At 64.8% G+C, this 18,289-nt stretch carries 18 protein-coding genes; 9 read left to right on the forward strand and 9 right to left on the reverse strand.

Going from position 1 to position 18,289, the window contains the following annotated elements; translation table 11 throughout:
• The first annotated feature begins 5 nt into the window (after window positions 1-5).
• Entirely contained in the window at window positions 6-398 is a 393-nt protein-coding gene (locus tag PZ895_RS02315; RefSeq protein WP_275837409.1) for a VOC family protein, read from the forward strand.
• 156 nt (window positions 399-554) lie between these two features.
• Here the strand turns inward: PZ895_RS02315 and PZ895_RS02320 are convergent, their stop codons facing one another.
• Window positions 555-1,067: an N-acetyltransferase gene (locus PZ895_RS02320; protein ID WP_275837410.1), complete on the reverse strand. Its 513-nt coding sequence runs from the start codon at window positions 1,065-1,067 to the stop codon at window positions 555-557.
• Between the two features lie 334 nt (window positions 1,068-1,401).
• On the opposite strand from PZ895_RS02320, the gene PZ895_RS02325 reads away from it, so the two are divergent.
• A complete protein-coding gene (locus PZ895_RS02325) occupies window positions 1,402-2,391 on the forward strand; it encodes a glutathione S-transferase family protein (RefSeq protein WP_275837411.1) in 990 nt (329 codons plus the stop codon).
• 25 nt (window positions 2,392-2,416) lie between these two features.
• On the opposite strand, the gene PZ895_RS02330 is transcribed toward PZ895_RS02325, so the two are convergent.
• The 3 genes from PZ895_RS02330 to PZ895_RS02340 all read right to left on the reverse strand — a co-directional run bounded on the left by PZ895_RS02330 (window position 2,417) and on the right by PZ895_RS02340 (window position 6,502).
• Entirely contained in the window at window positions 2,417-3,184 is a 768-nt protein-coding gene (locus PZ895_RS02330; protein WP_275837412.1) for a L,D-transpeptidase, read from the reverse strand.
• A 194-nt stretch (window positions 3,185-3,378) separates the two neighbouring features.
• The gene (locus tag PZ895_RS02335; protein ID WP_275837413.1) at window positions 3,379-4,287 is read right to left on the reverse strand and encodes a cation diffusion facilitator family transporter; all 909 of its coding nucleotides are present in this window, start codon (window positions 4,285-4,287) and stop codon (window positions 3,379-3,381) included.
• Window positions 4,288-4,312: 25 nt separating this feature from the next.
• On the reverse strand, window positions 4,313-6,502 hold the full coding sequence (locus PZ895_RS02340; protein WP_275837414.1) for an anthranilate synthase: 2,190 nt from the start codon (window positions 6,500-6,502) through the stop codon (window positions 4,313-4,315).
• 288 nt (window positions 6,503-6,790) lie between these two features.
• On the opposite strand from PZ895_RS02340, the gene cueR reads away from it, so the two are divergent.
• A complete protein-coding gene (cueR, locus tag PZ895_RS02345; RefSeq protein WP_275837415.1) occupies window positions 6,791-7,183 on the forward strand; it encodes a Cu(I)-responsive transcriptional regulator in 393 nt (130 codons plus the stop codon).
• On the opposite strand, the gene PZ895_RS02350 is transcribed toward cueR, so the two are convergent.
• Complete coding sequence (locus PZ895_RS02350) at window positions 7,123-7,887, reverse strand: phosphatase PAP2 family protein (protein WP_275837416.1); 765 nt, start codon at window positions 7,885-7,887, stop codon at window positions 7,123-7,125. The two genes, cueR and PZ895_RS02350, sit on opposite strands and share 61 nt — an antisense overlap.
• 264 nt (window positions 7,888-8,151) lie before the next feature.
• On the opposite strand from PZ895_RS02350, the gene PZ895_RS02355 reads away from it, so the two are divergent.
• The 3 genes from PZ895_RS02355 to PZ895_RS02365 all read left to right on the forward strand — a co-directional run bounded on the left by PZ895_RS02355 (window position 8,152) and on the right by PZ895_RS02365 (window position 10,858).
• Window positions 8,152-8,541: a hypothetical protein gene (locus PZ895_RS02355; RefSeq protein ID WP_275837417.1), complete on the forward strand. Its 390-nt coding sequence runs from the start codon at window positions 8,152-8,154 to the stop codon at window positions 8,539-8,541.
• 116 nt (window positions 8,542-8,657) lie between these two features.
• On the forward strand, window positions 8,658-9,188 hold the full coding sequence (locus PZ895_RS02360; RefSeq protein ID WP_275837418.1) for a YcnI family protein: 531 nt from the start codon (window positions 8,658-8,660) through the stop codon (window positions 9,186-9,188).
• 59 nt (window positions 9,189-9,247) lie between these two features.
• Entirely contained in the window at window positions 9,248-10,858 is a 1,611-nt protein-coding gene (locus tag PZ895_RS02365) for a copper resistance protein CopC (RefSeq protein WP_275837419.1), read from the forward strand.
• Between the two features lie 2 nt (window positions 10,859-10,860).
• On the opposite strand, the gene PZ895_RS02370 is transcribed toward PZ895_RS02365, so the two are convergent.
• From PZ895_RS02370 to PZ895_RS02380, 3 genes are all read right to left on the reverse strand, one after another.
• A complete protein-coding gene (locus PZ895_RS02370) occupies window positions 10,861-12,108 on the reverse strand; it encodes a DUF2254 domain-containing protein (RefSeq protein ID WP_275837420.1) in 1,248 nt (415 codons plus the stop codon).
• 116 nt (window positions 12,109-12,224) lie between these two features.
• The gene (locus tag PZ895_RS02375; RefSeq protein WP_275837421.1) at window positions 12,225-13,904 is read right to left on the reverse strand and encodes a formate--tetrahydrofolate ligase; all 1,680 of its coding nucleotides are present in this window, start codon (window positions 13,902-13,904) and stop codon (window positions 12,225-12,227) included.
• A gap of 238 nt (window positions 13,905-14,142) precedes the next feature.
• Complete coding sequence (locus tag PZ895_RS02380; RefSeq protein WP_275837422.1) at window positions 14,143-14,757, reverse strand: thymidine kinase; 615 nt, start codon at window positions 14,755-14,757, stop codon at window positions 14,143-14,145.
• A 197-nt stretch (window positions 14,758-14,954) separates the two neighbouring features.
• Here PZ895_RS02380 and PZ895_RS02385 point away from each other — a divergent pair, with 197 nt between their 5' ends.
• From PZ895_RS02385 to choV, 3 genes are all read left to right on the forward strand, one after another.
• Entirely contained in the window at window positions 14,955-15,902 is a 948-nt protein-coding gene (locus tag PZ895_RS02385) for a choline ABC transporter substrate-binding protein (RefSeq protein ID WP_275837423.1), read from the forward strand.
• A gap of 73 nt (window positions 15,903-15,975) precedes the next feature.
• Entirely contained in the window at window positions 15,976-16,830 is an 855-nt protein-coding gene (choW, locus tag PZ895_RS02390; protein ID WP_275837424.1) for a choline ABC transporter permease subunit, read from the forward strand.
• Complete coding sequence (gene choV, locus PZ895_RS02395) at window positions 16,827-18,014, forward strand: choline ABC transporter ATP-binding protein (protein ID WP_275837425.1); 1,188 nt, start codon at window positions 16,827-16,829, stop codon at window positions 18,012-18,014. The genes choW and choV overlap by 4 nt, the downstream gene beginning before the upstream one ends.
• Before the next feature lie 10 nt (window positions 18,015-18,024).
• Here the strand turns inward: choV and PZ895_RS02400 are convergent, their stop codons facing one another.
• Window positions 18,025-18,231, reverse strand: a complete 207-nt coding sequence (locus PZ895_RS02400) for a DUF1059 domain-containing protein (protein WP_275837426.1) — start codon at window positions 18,229-18,231, stop codon at window positions 18,025-18,027.
• Between the last annotated feature and the right edge of the window lie 58 nt (window positions 18,232-18,289).

Genomic DNA, 18,289 nt, shown 5'->3' on the forward strand with positions numbered 1-18,289 from the left:
TTTCCATGCGTATGATCTTCGTCAATCTGCCGATCAAGGACCTGGCCGTAAGCCGCGCCTTCTTCTCCGCGCTCGGCTATTCCTTCAACGAGGACTTCTCCGACGACACGGCCGCCTGCATGGTGATTGCCGACAACATCTTCGCCATGCTGCTGACGCATGAAAAGTTCAAGGGCTTCATCAATGGCGAGATGGCCGACGCGCACAAGGTGACGGAGGTGCTCACCGCACTCTCCTGCGACAGCCGTCAGGAGGTCGACGACATTCTCGAAAAGGCGCTCGCAGCCGGCGCCAAGCCGTGGAAGCCGGTGATGGATCTCGGTTTCATGTATTCCTGCTCGTTCCAGGATCTGGACGGGCATGTGTGGGAATATGTGTTCATGGAGCAGGCGGGTTAGGCGACGCCGAGCAGCCCCCCACTCCGGTCCTTCGGACCACCTCTCCCTCTCAAAAGGGGAGAGGAACCCAGGCTGGAAAGGCGTCGTCATCGCGGCAGCGACTTCCTCTTCCCTTGGGGAGAGGTGTGTGGTCCGCAGGACCGGAGTGGGGGTCTTTTACGCCCTCGCCGCATCCTCGTGAACGACCATGCCATTCAGTGCGGCGGCGGCGCCGGGCACCAGTTCCATCACCAGAAGGCGCGCCGGGTCGACCGGCCAGGGCATGGTCATCGTGCCCGGCCTGACCTGAACATAGCCGAGCGGGCCGTAATAGGGCGCGTCGCCGACGAGCACGATCGCGCGGACGTCCCTGGCGCGGGCGGCGTCGGCGGCCATACCCATCAGCTTGCGGCCGATGCCGAGATTCTTCCAAGACGGCCGCACGGCGAGCGGACCGAGAAGCATCGCCTTGCCCTCTCCGACCGCGATGGGCGTCAGGCGCACCGAGGCGATGACGTGGCCATTTTCGGTGGCGACGAAGGACAGGTCCCGCGCGTGCGGGCCGCCCTCGCGGATCCTGTGCGCCGCGCGGGTGAAGCGGCCGGGACCGAAAGCCTCGGCGTTGATCTCTTCGATTTCAGCGTCGTGGGAGGTGAGTTCCGGCGCGTAGGCGACGTCGGCAAGGGTCATGGCGGGAATTCCGGATCGGCATGGGAAAGGCAGGGCTTAATGGCGGCGGCCATCGTCGGCGCTCAGGCGCGGGTGCTCTTTCGTCGTCGCTCGATGCGGATGGTCGGCATGGATTTCCCCCGGAGCTTCGCTGCTAGCACGGGAATGGGGGGACGTCTATCGCGTTTCGCGGTGAGCGGGATGGGGAAGCCAAGGCTTTGAGCGCGAATATAGCCTTCAATATCCGTTGCGCAGACCGTCCTGCGCACCCATCACTTGACGATCTGTTCAATGCGCAAAGTTTGGTGCTCGACCTACCCTGCCCTAACTCCTAACCCAACAAGAGGAGCACGGCATGGGACTTCTGGTCGACGGGAAATGGCAGGACAAGTGGTACGACACGTCGAAGACGGGTGGGCGGTTCGAGCGCTCGCAGTCGCAATGGCGCGACTTCGTGACGGCGGACGGTGAGCCGGCCGAAGGGCGCACGCGCGGCTTCAAGGCCGAGCCCGGTCGCTACCATCTCTACGTCTCGCTGGCCTGCCCGTGGGCGCACCGGACGCTGATCTTCCGCAATCTGAAGAAGCTCGAGGACGTGATATCCGTTTCGGTCGTCCATCATTTCATGGGCGAGAACGGCTGGACGTTCAAAACGGACGAGGCGGCGACCGGCGACGATCTCTACGGGCTCGACTTCCTGCACCAGATCTACACCAAGGCCGACCCGGCCTATTCGGGCCGCGTGACGGTGCCGGTGCTGTGGGACAAGCAGGAGAAGACGATCGTCTCCAACGAGAGCGCCGAAATCATCAGGATGCTCAATTCCGCCTTCGACGAATGGGGCGATGCGCGCCTCGACTTTTATCCGCAGCCCCTGCGCGGCGAGATCGACGCGGTGAACGAGCGCGTCTATGACGCGATCAACAACGGCGTCTACAAGGCCGGCTTCGCCACGAAACAGGAGGCATATGAGGAGGCGTTCGACGAATTGTTCGCGGCGCTGGACGAGATGGAGGCGCGGCTTTCACGGCAGCGCTACATCGCCGGAAACGTGCTGACCGAGGCCGACTGGCGGCTGTTCACGACGCTGGTGCGCTTCGATGCGGTCTACTATTCGCATTTCAAATGCAATCGGCGCCGGATCGAGGATTACGCCAATCTTTCCAGCTATCTGCGCGAGCTTTATCAGGTGCCGGGCGTGGCGGAGACGGTGAACATGCACCACATCAAGAGCCATTATTACGGCAGCCACGAAACGATCAATCCGACACGGATCGTGCCCAAAGGGCCGAAGCTCGACTTCACCCGGCCGCATGACCGGGCGAAGCTGAAGAAGGCGGCCTGACGAAATCTCCGTCAGGCCGCGCCGATCAGATCTCGATCATCGGGTTCTGGTCCTGCCGCTGCGGGATTTCGAGCTGGCGGCGGATCGATTCGGGCACTTCGCGCTGTGGGAACATCAGCGGCTCGTTCTGCAGGACCAGAACGGGCGTATCGATGGCGACGCGGGCGTAGAGGTCGATAATGTCCTGGTTGAACAGACGGATGCAACCCGAGGAAACGGCGAGGCCAATCGACCACGGCTCGGACGTGCCGTGGATGCGATAGAGCGTATCGCGGCCGCCGTCGAAAAGATAAAGCGCGCGCGGCCCGAGCGGGTTTTCCAGGCCGGGCGGCATCCCGCCGGCCCATTGCGCATTGCGGGCCGGCTCGCGCTCGATCATCGCGGCCGTCGGGGTCCAGGTCGGCCACTGCGCCTTGCGGGCGACACGCGCCTCGCCCTCGAATTCGAGACCGGCGCGGCCGACGCCGATGCCGTAGCGCATCGCCATGCCGCCTTCCTGAACGAGATAGAGGAAGCGGTTCTGCGTATCGACGACGATGGTGCCGGGGCGCTCGGAGCGGTGATAGCGGACCTGCTGGCGGAAGAAGCGTTCCTCGACATTCGAGATGTCGATGGCCGGAAGCGGGAAGCGCTCGTTCGGCTGCGGGCCGTACATGGCGAGGAAGTAGGGATCAGGACCGGGCTTCACCGCCTCGATGGCGCCTGTCGAAGACATGCAGCCCGAAAGGACCAGCGGCGCGACCGCGCCCATGGAAGCGGCCTGAAAGAGGAAGCGACGTCGAGACACACACATCAATTTTTTACCCATCACTGAAGTCTTGAACTGGCTGGCAGGCAACCGATAGCTCCTTGAATGGAAACGAAGTGTGGCGTCTGCCGGGACGAATTGCGGCGAAAACGAGTCGGCCCCGCCTGTGTGTTCTTTGTGTCACAGTTTGAAATAGGTCGAAATGTGACGTGATGCGGGCGCCGGCGTGACGGTCTCCCTCAGGCGAAGGGAACGGCGGCGGTGCCGGGCGGCAGCTTCGCTTCGTGATCCGGCTCGACATGGATGACGACGCGAACGGACGGGATTTCGTTTTCGAGCGCCGCCTCGATCCGATCGCAGATCAAATGGCTCTCGCCGACACTCATGTCGGCGTTGACGACCATGTGGAACTCGATGAACGTCGCGCGCCCGGCAATGCGGGTCTTCAGGTCATGGATTTCCAGCGCGCCCTGCGAACTGGCCGAGATCAGGTCGCGGATGCGCAGATGATCGTCGGCATCAACCGCCCGGTCCATCAGCCCGTCGAGCGAAGCGGTGATGACCTTCCAGCCCTGCCACAGAATGTTGAGCGCGACGACGAGCGCGAGCAGCGGGTCGAGCATCCACCAGCCGGTGGCGATCGCGGCGAGAAGGCCGACAAGGACGCCGAGCGAGGTGACGACGTCGGTCAGGATGTGGTGACCGTCGGCCGCGAGCGCCGGCGAGCGGTGCTCGCGGCCATTGCGGATCAAAAGCCATGCCCAGAAGCCGTTGACGCCGGCCGCCGCCGCATTGATGGCGAGACCGAGGCCGGGTGCCTCCAGCGGCACCGGGTTCTGCCACGCGCGCCAGACCTCGGCGAGGATCAGGAGCGCGGCGACGACGATCAGCACGCCTTCGAGCACGGCCGAGAAATATTCCGCCTTGTGGTGGCCGTATTGATGGTCGCGGTCGGCCGGCTTGTGGCTGACCGAGATCGCCCAGAAGGCGGCGAAGGCGGCGATGACGTTGACGATGGATTCGAGCGCGTCGGAATAAAGCGCTACCGACCCGGTGAGCCACCAGGCGACGAATTTCAGGCCCATCACGGTAAAGGCGACGACGATCGACCAGGCCGCGAGACGGCGGATTTTCTGTTTGGTGGTCATGGATTGGAATCGAGCAAAATTTTCCCTAAGCCGCTTTCGTCTTCACCTTGCGCGGCAGATGCGCGACGACGTTCTCGATCATCCGCATTCCGGCATTCTGGCCGAGCGTCATGATCGATTCGGGATGGAACTGCACGGCGGCGACCGGTTCGGACTTGTGCTCAAAGGCCATGATGACGCCGTCCTCGGTCTCGGCGGTGACGAGAAGTTCGGGCGGGAGCCGCACCGGGTCGGCGAAGATCGAATGGTAGCGGCCGACGGTGACCTCCTTCGGCAGGCCGGAAAAGACGATGCCCGGCTTCGTCACACGGATGCGCGAGGGCTTGCCGTGCATCGGTTCGTGCAACTGGCGCAACTCGCCGCCATAAGCCTCGGCCAGCGCCTGAAGGCCGAGGCAGACGCCGAAGATCGGCAGGTCGCGCGATCTTGCCTTCTGGATCGTCGCCTTGCAGTCGAAATCCGACGGCATTCCGGGGCCGGGAGAGAGGACGACGAGATCTGGATCGACGCGGTCGAGGACTTCTTCCGGGACCGGCGAGCGGACCGTGGCGACCGAGGCGCCGGTCTGGCGGAAATAATTCGCCAGCGTGTGGACGAAGCTGTCCTCGTGGTCGACCAGCAGGATCGAGACCCCCTCGCCCACCTTCGCGCTTTCGCGCGCCGCCTCGGCGGCGTTGCCGGCCGACGCCTCGCGGATCGCGGCCAGCATGGCCGACGCCTTCAATTCGGTTTCGGCCTCTTCCTCGGCCGGATCGGAATCGTTGAGCAGCGTCGCGCCGGCGCGGACCTCGGCAATGCCGTCCTTGATGCGGATGGTGCGCAAGGTGAGGCCGGTGTTCATGTCGCCGTTGAAATGGACCATGCCGATCGCCCCGCCATACCAGGCGCGCGGGCTCTTCTCGTTCTGTTCGAGAAACCGCATCGCCCACAGCTTCGGGGCGCCGGTGACGGTGACGGCCCAGGCGTGGGAGAGGAACGCGTCGAACGCGTCCATGCCCTCGCGCAGGCGGCCCTCGATATGGTCGACCGTGTGGATGAGGCGCGAATACATCTCGATCTGGCGCCGGCCGATGACGCGCACGGAGCCGGGCTCGCAGACGCGGCTCTTGTCATTGCGGTCGACGTCGGAGCACATGGTGAGTTCGGACTCGTCCTTCTTGGAATTGAGCAGCTTCAGGATCTGCTCCGAATCCGCGATCGCATCCTCGCCGCGCCGGATGGTGCCGGAGATCGGGCAGGTCTCGACCCGCCGGCCCGACACGCGCACGAACATCTCGGGCGAGGCGCCGATCAGATATTCGTTCTCGCCCAGATTGATGAAGAAGGAATAGGGCGACGGGTTGATGGATTTCAGCTTGCGGCTGATCTCGGACGGCTTGGAGACGCAGCGTTCCATGAACATCTGGCCCGGCACGACTTCGAAGAGGTCGCCGCGACGGAAGCTTTCCTTGGCCTTCGTCACCAGCCGAGCATATTCGCCAGGCTCGTGGTCGGAACGAGGCGGGACGGTCGTCGACGGCTTGAAGGACGCTTCGGCCCCGCCGCGCGGCAGGCTCTCGGTCGAAAAGCCCGCGCCGGAAAAATCGTAGCGGTCATGCCAGGCTTTCGCCTGATGATGGTCGACGACGAGGATTTCGTCGGGAAGGTAGAGCACGACGTCGCGCTGGCTTTGCGGCCGGTCGAGCCTCAAGGTGACGGGGTCGAACTGGAAGGCGAGATCGTAGCCGAAGGCGCCGTAGAGGCCGAGATTGGCGTCTTCCGGCGACTTGAACAGCGAGACGATGACGCGCAGGACGGAAAAGACCGTGGGAACGCGGCTGCGTTCTTCCTCGGCGAAGATTCGGGCGGGTTCGGCGACGGTGAGCGTGACGAGCGCCGGCGCGCGGACGAATTCGGTGACCTCGGCCAGCGCCTCGACCACCGGCGCGATGCCGTCGAGCAGCTTTTCGCCGCGCGCGTTGAGCGCCTCGATGCGCATGTCCCGGCCGCGGGCAGAGACGACCAGCGGCGGATCGACGATCGCCGTGTCCCAGCGCGTGTAGCGGCCCGGATATTCGTAATTGGAGGAAAAGACGCAGCCGCGGCGTGAATTCAGCGCATCGACATAGGTCTCGATGGCGCCGACATAGGGCGTCTCGTGGCGCTGGCGGGTGACGGTGACGCCGCCCTCGGTGCGGTAGCGCTCCGCGCCGTTGTCCAGAAGCTCGGTGCTCATGATGTCCTTCCCCTCATCTGTCAGGTTCCGGATCGGCAGGTCCCAAAAAGACGAAGGCCGCCCGGAGAATTCCGTTGCGGCCAAACCTTCAAAACGCGCACGCGAGTGCTCGTGGCCGCTTCTAGCGGGCCCACCACCACTTGTTCGTGTGCGAAAGCGCGTTCATGGGCAAACTCATACAAACGATCCGCCGCCGCGGCAAGCGCGATTGTGCGGGCTTGATCTTCCAGCAACTGGAAGGATTAGTGTGGCCATCTTATCTCAGGGATCGATCAGGAGTTGACCGAAATGAACATCGGAACCGCCGCCCGCCGTTCGGCCCTGCCGGCCAAGACGATCCGTTATTACGAGGAGATCGGCCTTTTGCGTCCGGCCCGCGCCGGCAACGGCTATCGCGACTACTCGGGCGACGACGTCCACCGGCTGAAATTCCTGCAACGCGCGCGCGGGCTCGGCTTCTCGGTCGAGGAATGCCGGCAATTGCTGTCGCTTTATGGCGACACGCACCGGGCGAGCGCCGACGTGAAGGCGCTGGCGGCGACCAAGCTCAATCAGATCGAGCACAAGATCGCCGAACTCCAGAGCCTGAAGAAGACGCTGACGCATCTGGTGCAGACCTGTCATGGCGACGCGCGGCCGGACTGCCCGATCCTCGACGAGCTTTCCGGCGCATCGGACTGATCGACATTGCGCCTTCTGTAGAAGCGGAGCGCCGAAACGGCCAGCCAGGCAAGGCTCGCCCACGCCGCGCCCATCGCCCAGCCGGCGGCGACGTCGCTTGGCCAGTGGACGCCCAGATAGATCCGCGACAGGCCGATCAGGAAGGTGAGAAGGATGGCGACGGCCAGCACATAGACCCGCACCCGGCCCGAATCGACAAAGCGCAGGATCAGCGAGCCGAGCGTCAGGTAGACGATGGCCGACACCATCGCATGGCCGGACGGAAAGCTGGGCGTGTGCGTGTTGACGAGATGCTCGACGAGGTCGGGCCGCGGCCGCGCATAGAGTTCCTTGAGGAGGTGGCCGACCAGCGTTCCGGTGCCGATCGACAGGAAGGTGTAGAGCGCCGGTCCGTACTTGCGCGAGACGAGAAGAAAACCGATCACCGAGGCGACCAGCACGAAGACGACCGTATAGCCGCCGAGCGCGGTGATCTCGGCTGCGGTCTCCTGCAACCATTCAGGACCGATCGGCGCGCCGCCGGGGGTGTGGAACCAGAGGAATATCCGCTCGTCGATGGCGTTGAGTTCGCCATCGTCCAGTTCGTCGGCGATCGACAGAAAGAGCGAGATGCCGGCGGCTGCAATGGCGAAGATCGCAAGCGGCAGGAAGGCGGTCCTGTGATCGCGCATTCCGCGCACGAGGTCGGTGATGGATCGGTTCATGACGCCCCTTGAAAATGATCTGTGCCGATAAGGATGGGGCGGGCGAAAGGTTGCAGCAAGTGCGGCATCCGTTGCCACCGCGCTCGACCTGTTAGGCATGGAGGCAGCGCTTTCGCCCAAAGATTCAGCGTCTTACCCCTACCCACCATACCCCACGCGACGCGGCAAGCGCAGCCTGCGACAATCGGCACCACCATCATGCGACCAAAGTCAGTGGCTCGGGAACGCGCCGATTGCTAGCGTCGTCGTGCAGAGGGAAAGTCGATGCCGAGGGTCCGGGGAAAGCTGTCGAGCAAGGGGGTCGCGCTGGTCGCGGCCTATATGCTCGTGCTCCAGGCGCTTTTCGGTTCGTTCGCATCCGGTGCGGCCGCAGGCACGGCGATCCTCGACGATTTCGGCAATCCGCTCTGCATCACCAGCCACGTTCCCGGCCCTTCCGGCGGGGAAGGCCGCGACCATTCGGGCCTGCCCGACTGTTGCGCGCCCGGTTGCAGCATGTTCGCGCCGGTCACGCTGGGCGACCGGGAGCCGCACGCGCTTTCGAACCCGCTGACGGTCTCCTTCGCGGTCGCCATAGCGGCGCCGACGATCGTTGCCGCCGGCAAGGCGGGACGAGAGCCCGGAAATCCCCGCGCACCGCCCCTGGCGGCCTGATCTTCCCGATTCCATTCATCTGACGGGTGAACGCGGCATTTGCCGCGGTCGTTTCCCATGCGCCAAAGCGCATGGACGGCGCCCGGACAATCCTCAGTTCGATTCGAGAAAAAACGATGTTCAAGCACATCATCACCGCCGCCGGGCTTGTCGCGCTCGCCGCCACATCCGCCTCCGCCCATGTCACGCTCGAAGGCAAGGAAGCCGCGATCGGCTCGACCTACAAGGCCGTGTTCCGCGTGCCGCATGGCTGCGAGGGGCGGCCCACCAATGTCGTCCGGGTGCGCATCCCCGAAGGCGTGATCGCGGTCAAGCCGATGCCCAAGCCGGGTTGGGACCTGGAGAAGGTGCGCGGCGACTACGGCACGACCTACGAATATCACGGCTCGCAGGTCAGCGAAGGCGTGACGGAGATCGTCTGGAGCGGCGGCAATCTGTTGGACGACGAATATGACGAGTTCGTCCTGCGCGGCTATCTCACGCCTGCCCTGACGGCCGGCGAGACGCTCTACTTCCCCGTCGTGCAGGAATGCCCGGAAGGCGCGGCGGAGCGCTGGATCGAGGAGCCCGCGGCAGGCCAGTCCTCCGACGATCTCGAAATGCCGGCGCCGGGCGTCAGGCTGATCGAAGCGACCGGCGGTCACTGACGGCCAGCAGGCGGCGGCCGGTCCGAGCGCCGGCCGCCAGCATGAGGAAGGGCGAGCCGATGAATTCGTCGATGTCGGGGGCGTTGCTGGCCATGCGGATCGCAGCCTTTGGCGCGCTCGTCGCATTGATGATGGCCGGCGAAGCGGCCGCGCACGCCTCGCTGACGGGTGCCGAGCCGGCAGACGGTTCGGTGGGCGAAAACGCCCCGAGCGCCCTCCGGCTCGATTTCAACGAGCCGGTTTCGCCGCTCGTGCTGCGGATCGTTCGTCCCGATGGCGAAGCCCTGGACCTCGAGGATTTCGAGGTGCGGGACCGGACGGTCGAGATCGGCGCGCCACCCGGTCTCGGCGAAGGAACGCATGTGCTGACCTGGCGCGTGGTGTCGTCGGACGGCCACCCGGTCGGCGGATCGGTCGTCTTTTCCATCGGCGCGCCGAGCGCCGCGCCGCCCGCCCTCGGCGAGCCCGTCGACCGGACGGTGAGCGCGGCCAACTGGCTGGCGAAGCTCGGCATATATGTCGGGCTTTTCCCTGGAGCGGGCGGAGCATTCGCGCTCGCCTGGTTCGTTTCGCGATCACGCCCGGCAGCGCGCCCGGTGCTGGCCACCATTCTCGTCGGCCTCATGGCCACGGCCGTCTCGCCGGGCTTGCAAGGGCTCGACGCGCTCGGCGCGCCGATGGCGCGGCTCAGCGACCCCATGGTCTGGTCGGCGGGACTGGCGACGAGCTATGGGCCGACGATCAAACTGATGCTCGCCGGGCTGGCCGCGACGGCACTTTCCGTTCTATCGGCCGGGCCGGCCTTGTCGAAATTCCTCGCAGCGGCGGGGCTTGCCGCCGGCGCTTACGCGCTGACCCTGTCGGGTCATGCAAGCGCCGCCGAGCCGCAATGGCTGACCCGGCCGGCCGTCGCGCTCCATGCGGCGGGCATCGCCGTGTGGGTCGGCGCGCTTGTGCCGCTCGGCCTCGCGCTGCGGGCGGATGCGCCCGACGCCATCACCGGCCTGAAACGGTTTTCGATGTTCATCCCGTTCGCGGTTGCGGCGCTGATCGCGGCGGGCATCGTGCTTGCGATCATCCAGGTCGAAACGCCGGCCGCCTTGACCGGCACGGCCTATGGGCAACTGTTTCTCGCCAAGCTCGGCTGCCTTGCGGCGCTGTTCGCGCTCGCCGCGTTCAATCGCTGGAAACTGACGCGGCCGGTATTGGCGCAGGATGCGAACGCCCGAACGAAGCTGGTGCGTTCCATCGCGGCGGAGACGCTCGTCGTGCTCGTCATCATCGCCGTCGCGGCCGGCTGGCGCTTCACGCCGCCGCCGCGCGCGCTCGCCATCGCCGCCGCGCAGCCGGCCCTGGTGCATATCCACACGGCCGACGGGATGGCCGACGTCGCCGTGACGCCGGGACGCGCGGGGGCCGTCTCCGTTTCGGCGGTGATCATGACGGGCGATTTCGGTCCGCTCGACGCGAAGGAGGTCGCGTTCGTCTTCTCCAGCCCGTCGGCCGGCATCGAGCCTTTCCGACGCGAGGCGCAAAGACACGGCGACGGAAGCTGGCGGGCCGATGGCGTCATCCTGCCGCTGCCGGGGTTGTGGACCGTCCGGCTCGACATCCTCGTCACCGATTTCGACATCGTGCGGCTGTCGACGCAGATCGAGATCAGGCCGTGATGTCAGACCTGCACCTCGCCGGCGGCGGCACGAACGGCGGCGATGTCTTCGTCGAGGGTAAGGGCAGCTTCAGCGCGGCGAAGCGCCATGCGCGAGTGCCGCACCGCCTCGATGCGGAAGCGGGGATCGTCGAAGGCGGCAAGGGCGGCGAACGCCTTTTGCAGCCGCACATGCACTTCGGCGATCGCCGCGCCGTCGCGCGCGATCGGTGAATAGACGTCGTCGAAAAGCTCGGCCAGCTTGACCGAAGCGACATGGACGTTCGGGAAGCGGACCGGATCGCGCTCTTCAGGCTCGTCCCAGATCGCGAGCAACCGGACGCTGCGTCCGATGACGTCGATCGCCGTGCCCGGATCGTTGATGGCCGGCGACAGTGCGCGCTGCGCGATCTCGGCCAGGACCGAAAGGCCGAAGCGCGGATCCTGATCGAAGGAGCGTTCGCGGGCAAGGGAATAAGCCTGTGAAATCGCCGCGTGAACCTCCCTGTCGCTCGATGCGACGCGGACCAGTGGCCGGCGGCCGTCGACGAAGCTGCCGGGAAGGGCCAGCGAATAGATGATCGTGCCTGCTTCCTCTGCGATCTCCTGGAGCTTCGCCATGTCGATATGCTGGACATAACCGATGAAGGGCGCGGGAATCGCGGCGGCATCGGCAGGAATGTCGTCCTCGCCGGCGAGGTGGATTCCGCCGAGATAGGGCTGGCGGCGGCTGGTGCGAAGCGCCTCTTCGGTCGCCTTCTCCACCACTTCGGTCGTCTCTCCCACCCGCCCAAGCCGCGTCAGATAGTCGATCCAGCGCAGAAGCGTGGCGACGATCAGAAGCACGACGAAGATCGTGACCACGAACAGGATCACGCGGCCGCGATCGCCATAGGCGCCCATCGAGAGCGTGATGATCGCGACGAGGCTGTAGAGGAACGAGCCGACGAAGGTCGACAGGACGTTTTGCGACGTCGGGTCTTGCAGCAGAAGCTTGGTGGCGCGCGGCGTGACGTTGGTCGTCGCGGCCGAATAGGCGGCGACCATGGTCGACAGCGAGAAGGTCGTCACCGCCAGCATCGACGAGGCGATGATGGTCAGGATGTTGTCGACCGCCTCCGCCCCGATGGAGGCGGAGATTTCATAGGGAATGTAGGGCCCGAGAAACACCGCGAGCAGGGCCGAAAGAACGGCGAGCAGCGAGATCAGCGTGCTGCGGAACCACAGTCGGCGCGTCAAGAGCCGGTAGATCCAGTTCCATTTCGAGATCATGCTTCCCCGCCCCCGCCCGCCTTGTTGAGCACAAACGCATATAGGCGCGGAGCGTTGCCTTGCACCGCATATGAAAAGGGCGCCGGAGCGCCCTTTCGCAACGATCGTCGAGGTGCCTAGAACAGCCCCTCGATCTGACCTTCCTCATTGAGGAAGATCTTTTCCGAAGACGGGGATTTTGGCAGGCCCGGCATGGTCATGATCTCTCCGCAAATGGCGACGATGAATCCGGCGCCGGCCGACAGGCGCACCTCGCGCACCGGCACGACATGGTCGTTGGGCGCACCGCGCAAATTCGGATCGGTCGAGAAGGAATATTGCGTCTTGGCCATGCAGACCGGCAGATTGCCGTAGCCCGCCTGCTCCCACTGGTGAAGCTGGTCGCGCACCGACTTGTCGGCGATGGCGTGCGAGCCGCGATAGATGCGCTTGACGATGGTGTTGATCTTGTCGAAGAGCGGCATCTCGTCGGGATAGAGCGGGGCGAATTGCGAAGCGCCGCCTTCGGCAAGTGCGACGACCTTCTTAGCCAGATCCTCAATGCCGGCCGAGCCTTGCGCCCAGTGCCTGCACAGGACCGCCTCCTCGCCCATCGAGGCGACATAGTCCTTCAACGCCTGGATCTCGGCGTCGGTGTCGGAATGGAAGTGGTTGATCGCGACCACCGCCGGCACGCCGAACTGGCGCACATTCTCGATGTGGCGGCCGAGATTGGCGCAGCCCTTCTTCACCGCCTCGACATTCTCGGTGCCGAGGTCGTCCTTCTTGACGCCGCCATTCATCTTCATCGCGCGGACCGTGGCGACGATGACCGCCGCGGCGGGCTTCAAGCCGGCCTTGCGGCACTTGATGTCGAAGAACTTCTCCGCGCCGAGATCGGCGCCGAAGCCGGCCTCGGTGACGACATAATCGCCCAGCTTGAGCGCGGTCGTGGTCGCCACGACCGAATTGCAGCCATGCGCGATATTGGCGAACGGGCCGCCATGGACGAAGGCCGGGTTGTTCTCCAGCGTCTGGACGAGGTTGGGCTGCATCGCATCCTTGAGCAGGACCGCCATCGCGCCATCGGCCTTGAGGTCGCGCGCATAGACGGGGGACTTGTCGCGGCGATAGGCCACGATGATGTCGCCGAGCCGCTTTTCCAGATCGGCGAGATCCTTGGCCAGGCACAGGATCGCCATGACTTCGGAGGCGACCGTGATGTCGAAGCCGGCCTCGCGCGGGAAACCGTTGGCGACGCCACCCAGCGAACAGGTGATCTGGCGCAGCGCGCGGTCGTTCATGTCCATCACGCGGCGCCACACGACGCGGCGCTGGTCGATGCCGAGATCGTTGCCCCAGTAGATGTGGTTGTCGATCAAAGCCGACAGAAGATTGTGCGCCGTGGTGATGGCGTGGAAGTCGCCGGTGAAGTGGAGGTTCATGTCCTCCATCGGCACGACCTGCGCCATGCCGCCGCCCGCCGCGCCGCCCTTCATGCCGAAATTCGGCCCGAGCGAGGCTTCGCGGATGCACACGACGGCCTTCTTCCCGATGCGGTTGAGACCGTCGCCGAGGCCGACCGTCGTCGTCGTCTTGCCTTCGCCGGCCGGCGTCGGGTTGATCGCGGTGACCAGGATCAGCTTGCCGTCCTGGTTGTCCTTGATCGACTTGATGTAGTCGGCCGAGACCTTCGCCTTGTCGTGGCCATAGGGCAGGAGATGCTCGTGCGGGATGCCCAGGCTCGCGCCGATCTCCATGATCGGCTTCTTGTTCGCGGCGCGCGCAATCGCGATGTCGGATTTCACTTCGGCCATTGGTAATCCCCCAGGAGGCTTATTCGTCGGTTCTGTTCGCGACGGGCTCGCGCCGCGCGCTTCGGTTCGAATTCATGGCGGTTGCCGCTGGTGCGCGCCGTCTCAATAAAGCCGCGCAATGCACGGAATGCGACAGGGAAAATGGTGAATGGAAGGTTGCGAAGGCCAGAACGCCATGCAAGCCTTATTCGACAGGTCGCGAGGCTGTCCACGCTTCCCATTCACAATTCACCATTCACTATTCACCGGCAAAGCCGACCAAGTCTTCCGGCGGCAGGCGGCCCATCTCTTCCTCCCAGTGGCGCCGGCACAAGGAGACGTAGCGATCCTCGCCGCCGATGGCGACCTGATCGCCTTCATGCAGCACCTTCCCGTTCGGCCCGAGCCGCACGACCATGGTGGCCTTGCGCCCGCATTTGCAGATGGTGCGCACCTCGCGCAATTCGTCGCCGATGGCGAGCAGCGCTCTGGAGCCGGGAAAGAGTTCGCCGCGAAAATCGGTGCGCAGCCCGTAACACATGACCGGTACGGAGAGCCGGTCGGCGACGCGGGCAAGCTGCCAGACCTGATCTTCCGACAGGAACTGCGCCTCGTCGACGAAGACGCAGTGCAACGGCCCGCTGCGGGTGAGTGCGTCGATGACGGCGAAGAGGTCGGTCTCGGCCGAAAAGAGTTCGGCATCGGCATGAAGCCCGATCCGCGAGGCGATGCGGCCGACGCCGGCGCGGTCGTCGAGCGCGGCGGTGAAGATGGCGGTGCGCATCCCGCGCTCGCGATAATTGTAGGACGCCTGCAAGAGCAGCGTCGACTTGCCGGCATTCATCGCCGAATAGTGGAAATAGAGCTTGGCCATCGCCCCTCTTAGGCCGGTTGGCCGCCACTATGGGAGTGCGGCCGCGCAACCGTCCACGAAAAAGAGCTGCACATGTGCAATTTCAGGCTTTTCGACATGGTTCTTGAATCATCGTGGAAATGATGTTTGGTTTTAGCAACCCGTGAAAGACCGCAGTCCAAGCGGTTTTCCATTAAACCCGATGGGAGACGAATTCGATGTTGCGTACCCGCACATTCCTCACGACGCTTGCCCTTTCGACCGCGCTTTCGGCCGGAGCGGCGCTCGCACAGGACCCGCAATCCTGCCAGACAGTGCGCTTTTCCGATGTCGGCTGGACCGACATCACGGCGACGACCGGCATGGCGACGGTTCTGCTGGAAGCGCTTGGCTACGACACGAACGTGCAAGTTCTGTCCGTACCGGTGACCTATGCCTCGCTCAAGAACGGCGACATCGACGTCTTCCTCGGCAACTGGATGCCGACCATGGAAGCCGATATCGCGCCCTATCGCGAGGACGGCTCGGTGGAAACGCTGGTGACCAATCTGGAAGGCGCGAAATACACGCTCGCCGTGCCGAAATACACCTATGACAAGGGCCTGACGAGCTTCGACAAGATCGCCGAGTTCAGCGACGACCTGAACGGCCAGATCCTCGGCATCGAGCCGGGCAATGACGGCAACCGGCTGATCCTCGACATGATCGAAGCCGACCAGTTCGGCCTGTCGGGCTTCGAGGTCGTCGAAAGTTCGGAAGCGGGGATGCTCTCGGCGGTGACGCGCGCGGCGCGCTCCCAGCAGGACGTCGTCTTCCTGGGCTGGGAGCCGCATCCGATGAACGCCAATATCGAGATGGAATATCTCGAAGGCGGCGACGACGTGTTCGGTCCGAATTTCGGCGGCGCGACGGTTCATACCAATGTGCGCGCCGGTTACGCCGAAGAATGCCCGAATGTCGGCAAGCTCTTGACCAATCTCGTCTTTTCCCTGGAGATGGAGAACGAGATCATGGGCGCGATCCTCGACGACGGCGCCGACCCTGAGGCCGCCGCGACCGAATGGCTGAAGGCCAACCCCGACGCGCTGACGCCGTGGCTCGAAGGCGTGATGACGCTGGACGGGGAGGACGGCGAAGCCGCCGTGCGCGCCGAACTCGGGCTTTAGTCCGGCGAACATGTGATTTCGAAGCGGCCGGAAACATCCGGCCGCTTCGCGTTTGAACCGCGAGGGATGAGCGATGGATCCGGTTTCGGATTGGGTGGCGAGCGAGAAGATACCTGTCGGGCGCTGGGGCCAGACGCTCTTCGATTTCCTGATCGACAATTTCGCCTGGTTTTTCGATTCCGTTTCCAACGGTTTGCGCACGGTTCTGGACGCGATGGTGAACCTCATCATGTGGTTCCCACCGGTCGTCGTCGTGCTCGCGATCGCCGCCCTCGCCTTCGCGCTGAAACGCTCCTGGAAACTGGCGCTGGGCGTCATCGCGGGGCTTCTCTTCATCATCAACCAGGGCCTCTGGTCCGAGACGGTGCAGACGCTCGTCCTGGTCGTCTCGGCCGCCACCGTGTCGATGGCGATCGGCGTGCCCATCGGCATCTGGGCCGCGCACAACGACCGCGTCTATGCCTGGCTCCAGCCGGTGCTCGATCTGATGCAGACGCTGCCGACCTTCGTCTATCTGATCCCGGTTCTGATCCTTTTCGGCCTCGGCATCGCGCCGGGCCTGATCGTGACCATCATCTTCGCCTCCCCCGCCCCCATTCGGCTCACCTATCTCGGCATCAAATCCGTGCCCAAGCCGATGCTGGAAGCCGGAGAAGCCTTCGGCGCGACGCGGCGCCAGCTCTTGTGGAAAGTGGAACTGCCCTCCGCGCTGCCGACGATCATGGCCGGGCTGACCCAGTGCATCATGCTGTCGCTGTCGATGGTGGTGATCGCGGCGCTGATCGGCGCCAACGGTCTCGGACGGCCGGTCGTGCGGGCGCTGAACACGGTCAACATCCCGCTCGGCCTGGAAGCGGGGCTCGCCATCGTGGTGCTGGCGATCATCCTCGACCGGATGGCGCGGATCGGCCAGGAGAAGACGAAATGAGCACCGCCGTCGAATTCCGCCGCGTCGACATCGTCTTCGGCACGCCGGCCGAACAGCGCGCCGCGCTGCCTCTGCTCGACGCGGGCGCGAGCCGATCTGAGATTCTGGAGAAGACCGGCGCCGTGCTCGGCTGCTGTCAAGCCGACCTCACGGTGAACCAGGGCGAGATTTCCGTTCTGATGGGGCTTTCGGGCTCGGGCAAGTCGACGCTTCTGCGCGCCGTCAACGGGCTCAATCAGGTGACGCGCGGCGCGGTGATCGTCCATGACGGGGACTGGCAGGCGGATGTGGTGAGCTGCGCGCCGACCAAGCTGCGCCGGATCCGCCGCGAATGCGTGGCCATGGTGTTCCAGCAATTCGCGCTGCTTCCCTGGCGCACGGTGGCGGAAAATGTCGGCTTCGGCCTCGAACTGGCGGGCGTGCCGTCGAAGGAGCGCAAGGAGCGCGTCGCCGCCCAGCTCGACCTCGTCGGGCTGACGCAATGGGCCGACAAATATGCGCATGAATTGTCGGGCGGGATGCAGCAGCGCGTCGGCCTTGCCCGCGCCTTTGCGACCGATGCGCCGATTCTCCTGATGGACGAACCCTTCTCCGCGCTCGACCCCTTGATCCGCACCAAGCTTCAGGACGAACTTCTCGACCTTCAGGACAAGCTGAAGAAGACCATTCTCTTCGTCAGCCACGACCTCGAGGAGGCGCTGAAGATCGGCAACACGATCTCGATCATGGAGGGCGGGCGGATCGTCCAGACCGGCGCGCCCGAGGAGATCGTGCTGGCGCCGGCAAACGACTATGTCCGCGACTTCATCGCAAACGTGAACCCGCTCTCGGTGCTGACGGCGTGGAACATCATGCGCGACGCGCGCGACCTCGATGCGGCCGGCGACGACTGGCTGTGGCTCGATCGCCGGCACACGACGCGTTTCAAGTTCGACGAGAACATGCTCGTCGTCGATGCTGAGCGCAACGGCGTGCCGGCGATCTGGGTGTCGTGCGAGAACATGGAGAACCTGCCGGCCGACAAGCCGCAGGTCTTCTGGGCCTCGCCGGGAACGCCGCTCAAGACCGTGATGGCCGCAATGCACCGCTCGGCGACGGCGCCCGTCGCCCTGTTCGACGAGCAGTCGCGCTTCGTCGGCTCGATCGGCGTACGCGACGTTCTGAAGGCGGTGATCCGACGCTGAGCGCCAAGCTCTACGCGGCGACGCTGGCCGGCGGATTGCCCTTGTGAATGGCCTTGCGGATTTCGGAGCGGAACTCCGGCGTGTCGTGATGGCCATGGACGGCGACCGCGTGCTGGACGGCGGCGTCGACCAGTTCCCTCTCACTGTCGGCGGCGATCGCGACCGTGCACTTCATGTCGCTGGGAAACTCTCGGCAGTCGATGTACAGGCGTTCCATGTCAACCTCCCGGAACCTGCGCCCGCCAGGGGACGCAGCCGGCAAGGATACGCCGGTC

Source organism: Mesorhizobium sp. YIM 152430 (assembly GCF_029210365.1).
Classification (GTDB): Bacteria; Pseudomonadota; Alphaproteobacteria; order Rhizobiales; family Rhizobiaceae; genus Aliihoeflea.

What these genes read in the sequence shown, in the direction of transcription:
- PZ895_RS02315 (WP_275837409.1), top strand. Translation starts at nt 6, where the DNA reads ATGCGTATGATCTTCGTCAATCTGCCGATCAAGGACCTGGCCGTAAGC.
- PZ895_RS02320 (WP_275837410.1), bottom strand. Translation starts at nt 1,067, where the DNA reads ATGACCCTTGCCGACGTCGCCTACGCGCCGGAACTCACCTCCCACGAC.
- PZ895_RS02325 (WP_275837411.1), top strand. Translation starts at nt 1,402, where the DNA reads ATGGGACTTCTGGTCGACGGGAAATGGCAGGACAAGTGGTACGACACG.
- PZ895_RS02330 (WP_275837412.1), bottom strand. Translation starts at nt 3,184, where the DNA reads ATGTGTGTGTCTCGACGTCGCTTCCTCTTTCAGGCCGCTTCCATGGGC.
- PZ895_RS02335 (WP_275837413.1), bottom strand. Translation starts at nt 4,287, where the DNA reads ATGACCACCAAACAGAAAATCCGCCGTCTCGCGGCCTGGTCGATCGTC.
- PZ895_RS02340 (WP_275837414.1), bottom strand. Translation starts at nt 6,502, where the DNA reads ATGAGCACCGAGCTTCTGGACAACGGCGCGGAGCGCTACCGCACCGAG.
- cueR (WP_275837415.1), top strand. Translation starts at nt 6,791, where the DNA reads ATGAACATCGGAACCGCCGCCCGCCGTTCGGCCCTGCCGGCCAAGACG.
- PZ895_RS02350 (WP_275837416.1), bottom strand. Translation starts at nt 7,887, where the DNA reads ATGAACCGATCCATCACCGACCTCGTGCGCGGAATGCGCGATCACAGG.
- PZ895_RS02355 (WP_275837417.1), top strand. Translation starts at nt 8,152, where the DNA reads ATGCCGAGGGTCCGGGGAAAGCTGTCGAGCAAGGGGGTCGCGCTGGTC.
- PZ895_RS02360 (WP_275837418.1), top strand. Translation starts at nt 8,658, where the DNA reads ATGTTCAAGCACATCATCACCGCCGCCGGGCTTGTCGCGCTCGCCGCC.
- PZ895_RS02365 (WP_275837419.1), top strand. Translation starts at nt 9,248, where the DNA reads ATGAATTCGTCGATGTCGGGGGCGTTGCTGGCCATGCGGATCGCAGCC.
- PZ895_RS02370 (WP_275837420.1), bottom strand. Translation starts at nt 12,108, where the DNA reads ATGATCTCGAAATGGAACTGGATCTACCGGCTCTTGACGCGCCGACTG.
- PZ895_RS02375 (WP_275837421.1), bottom strand. Translation starts at nt 13,904, where the DNA reads ATGGCCGAAGTGAAATCCGACATCGCGATTGCGCGCGCCGCGAACAAG.
- PZ895_RS02380 (WP_275837422.1), bottom strand. Translation starts at nt 14,757, where the DNA reads ATGGCCAAGCTCTATTTCCACTATTCGGCGATGAATGCCGGCAAGTCG.
- PZ895_RS02385 (WP_275837423.1), top strand. Translation starts at nt 14,955, where the DNA reads ATGTTGCGTACCCGCACATTCCTCACGACGCTTGCCCTTTCGACCGCG.
- choW (WP_275837424.1), top strand. Translation starts at nt 15,976, where the DNA reads ATGGATCCGGTTTCGGATTGGGTGGCGAGCGAGAAGATACCTGTCGGG.
- choV (WP_275837425.1), top strand. Translation starts at nt 16,827, where the DNA reads ATGAGCACCGCCGTCGAATTCCGCCGCGTCGACATCGTCTTCGGCACG.
- PZ895_RS02400 (WP_275837426.1), bottom strand. Translation starts at nt 18,231, where the DNA reads ATGGAACGCCTGTACATCGACTGCCGAGAGTTTCCCAGCGACATGAAG.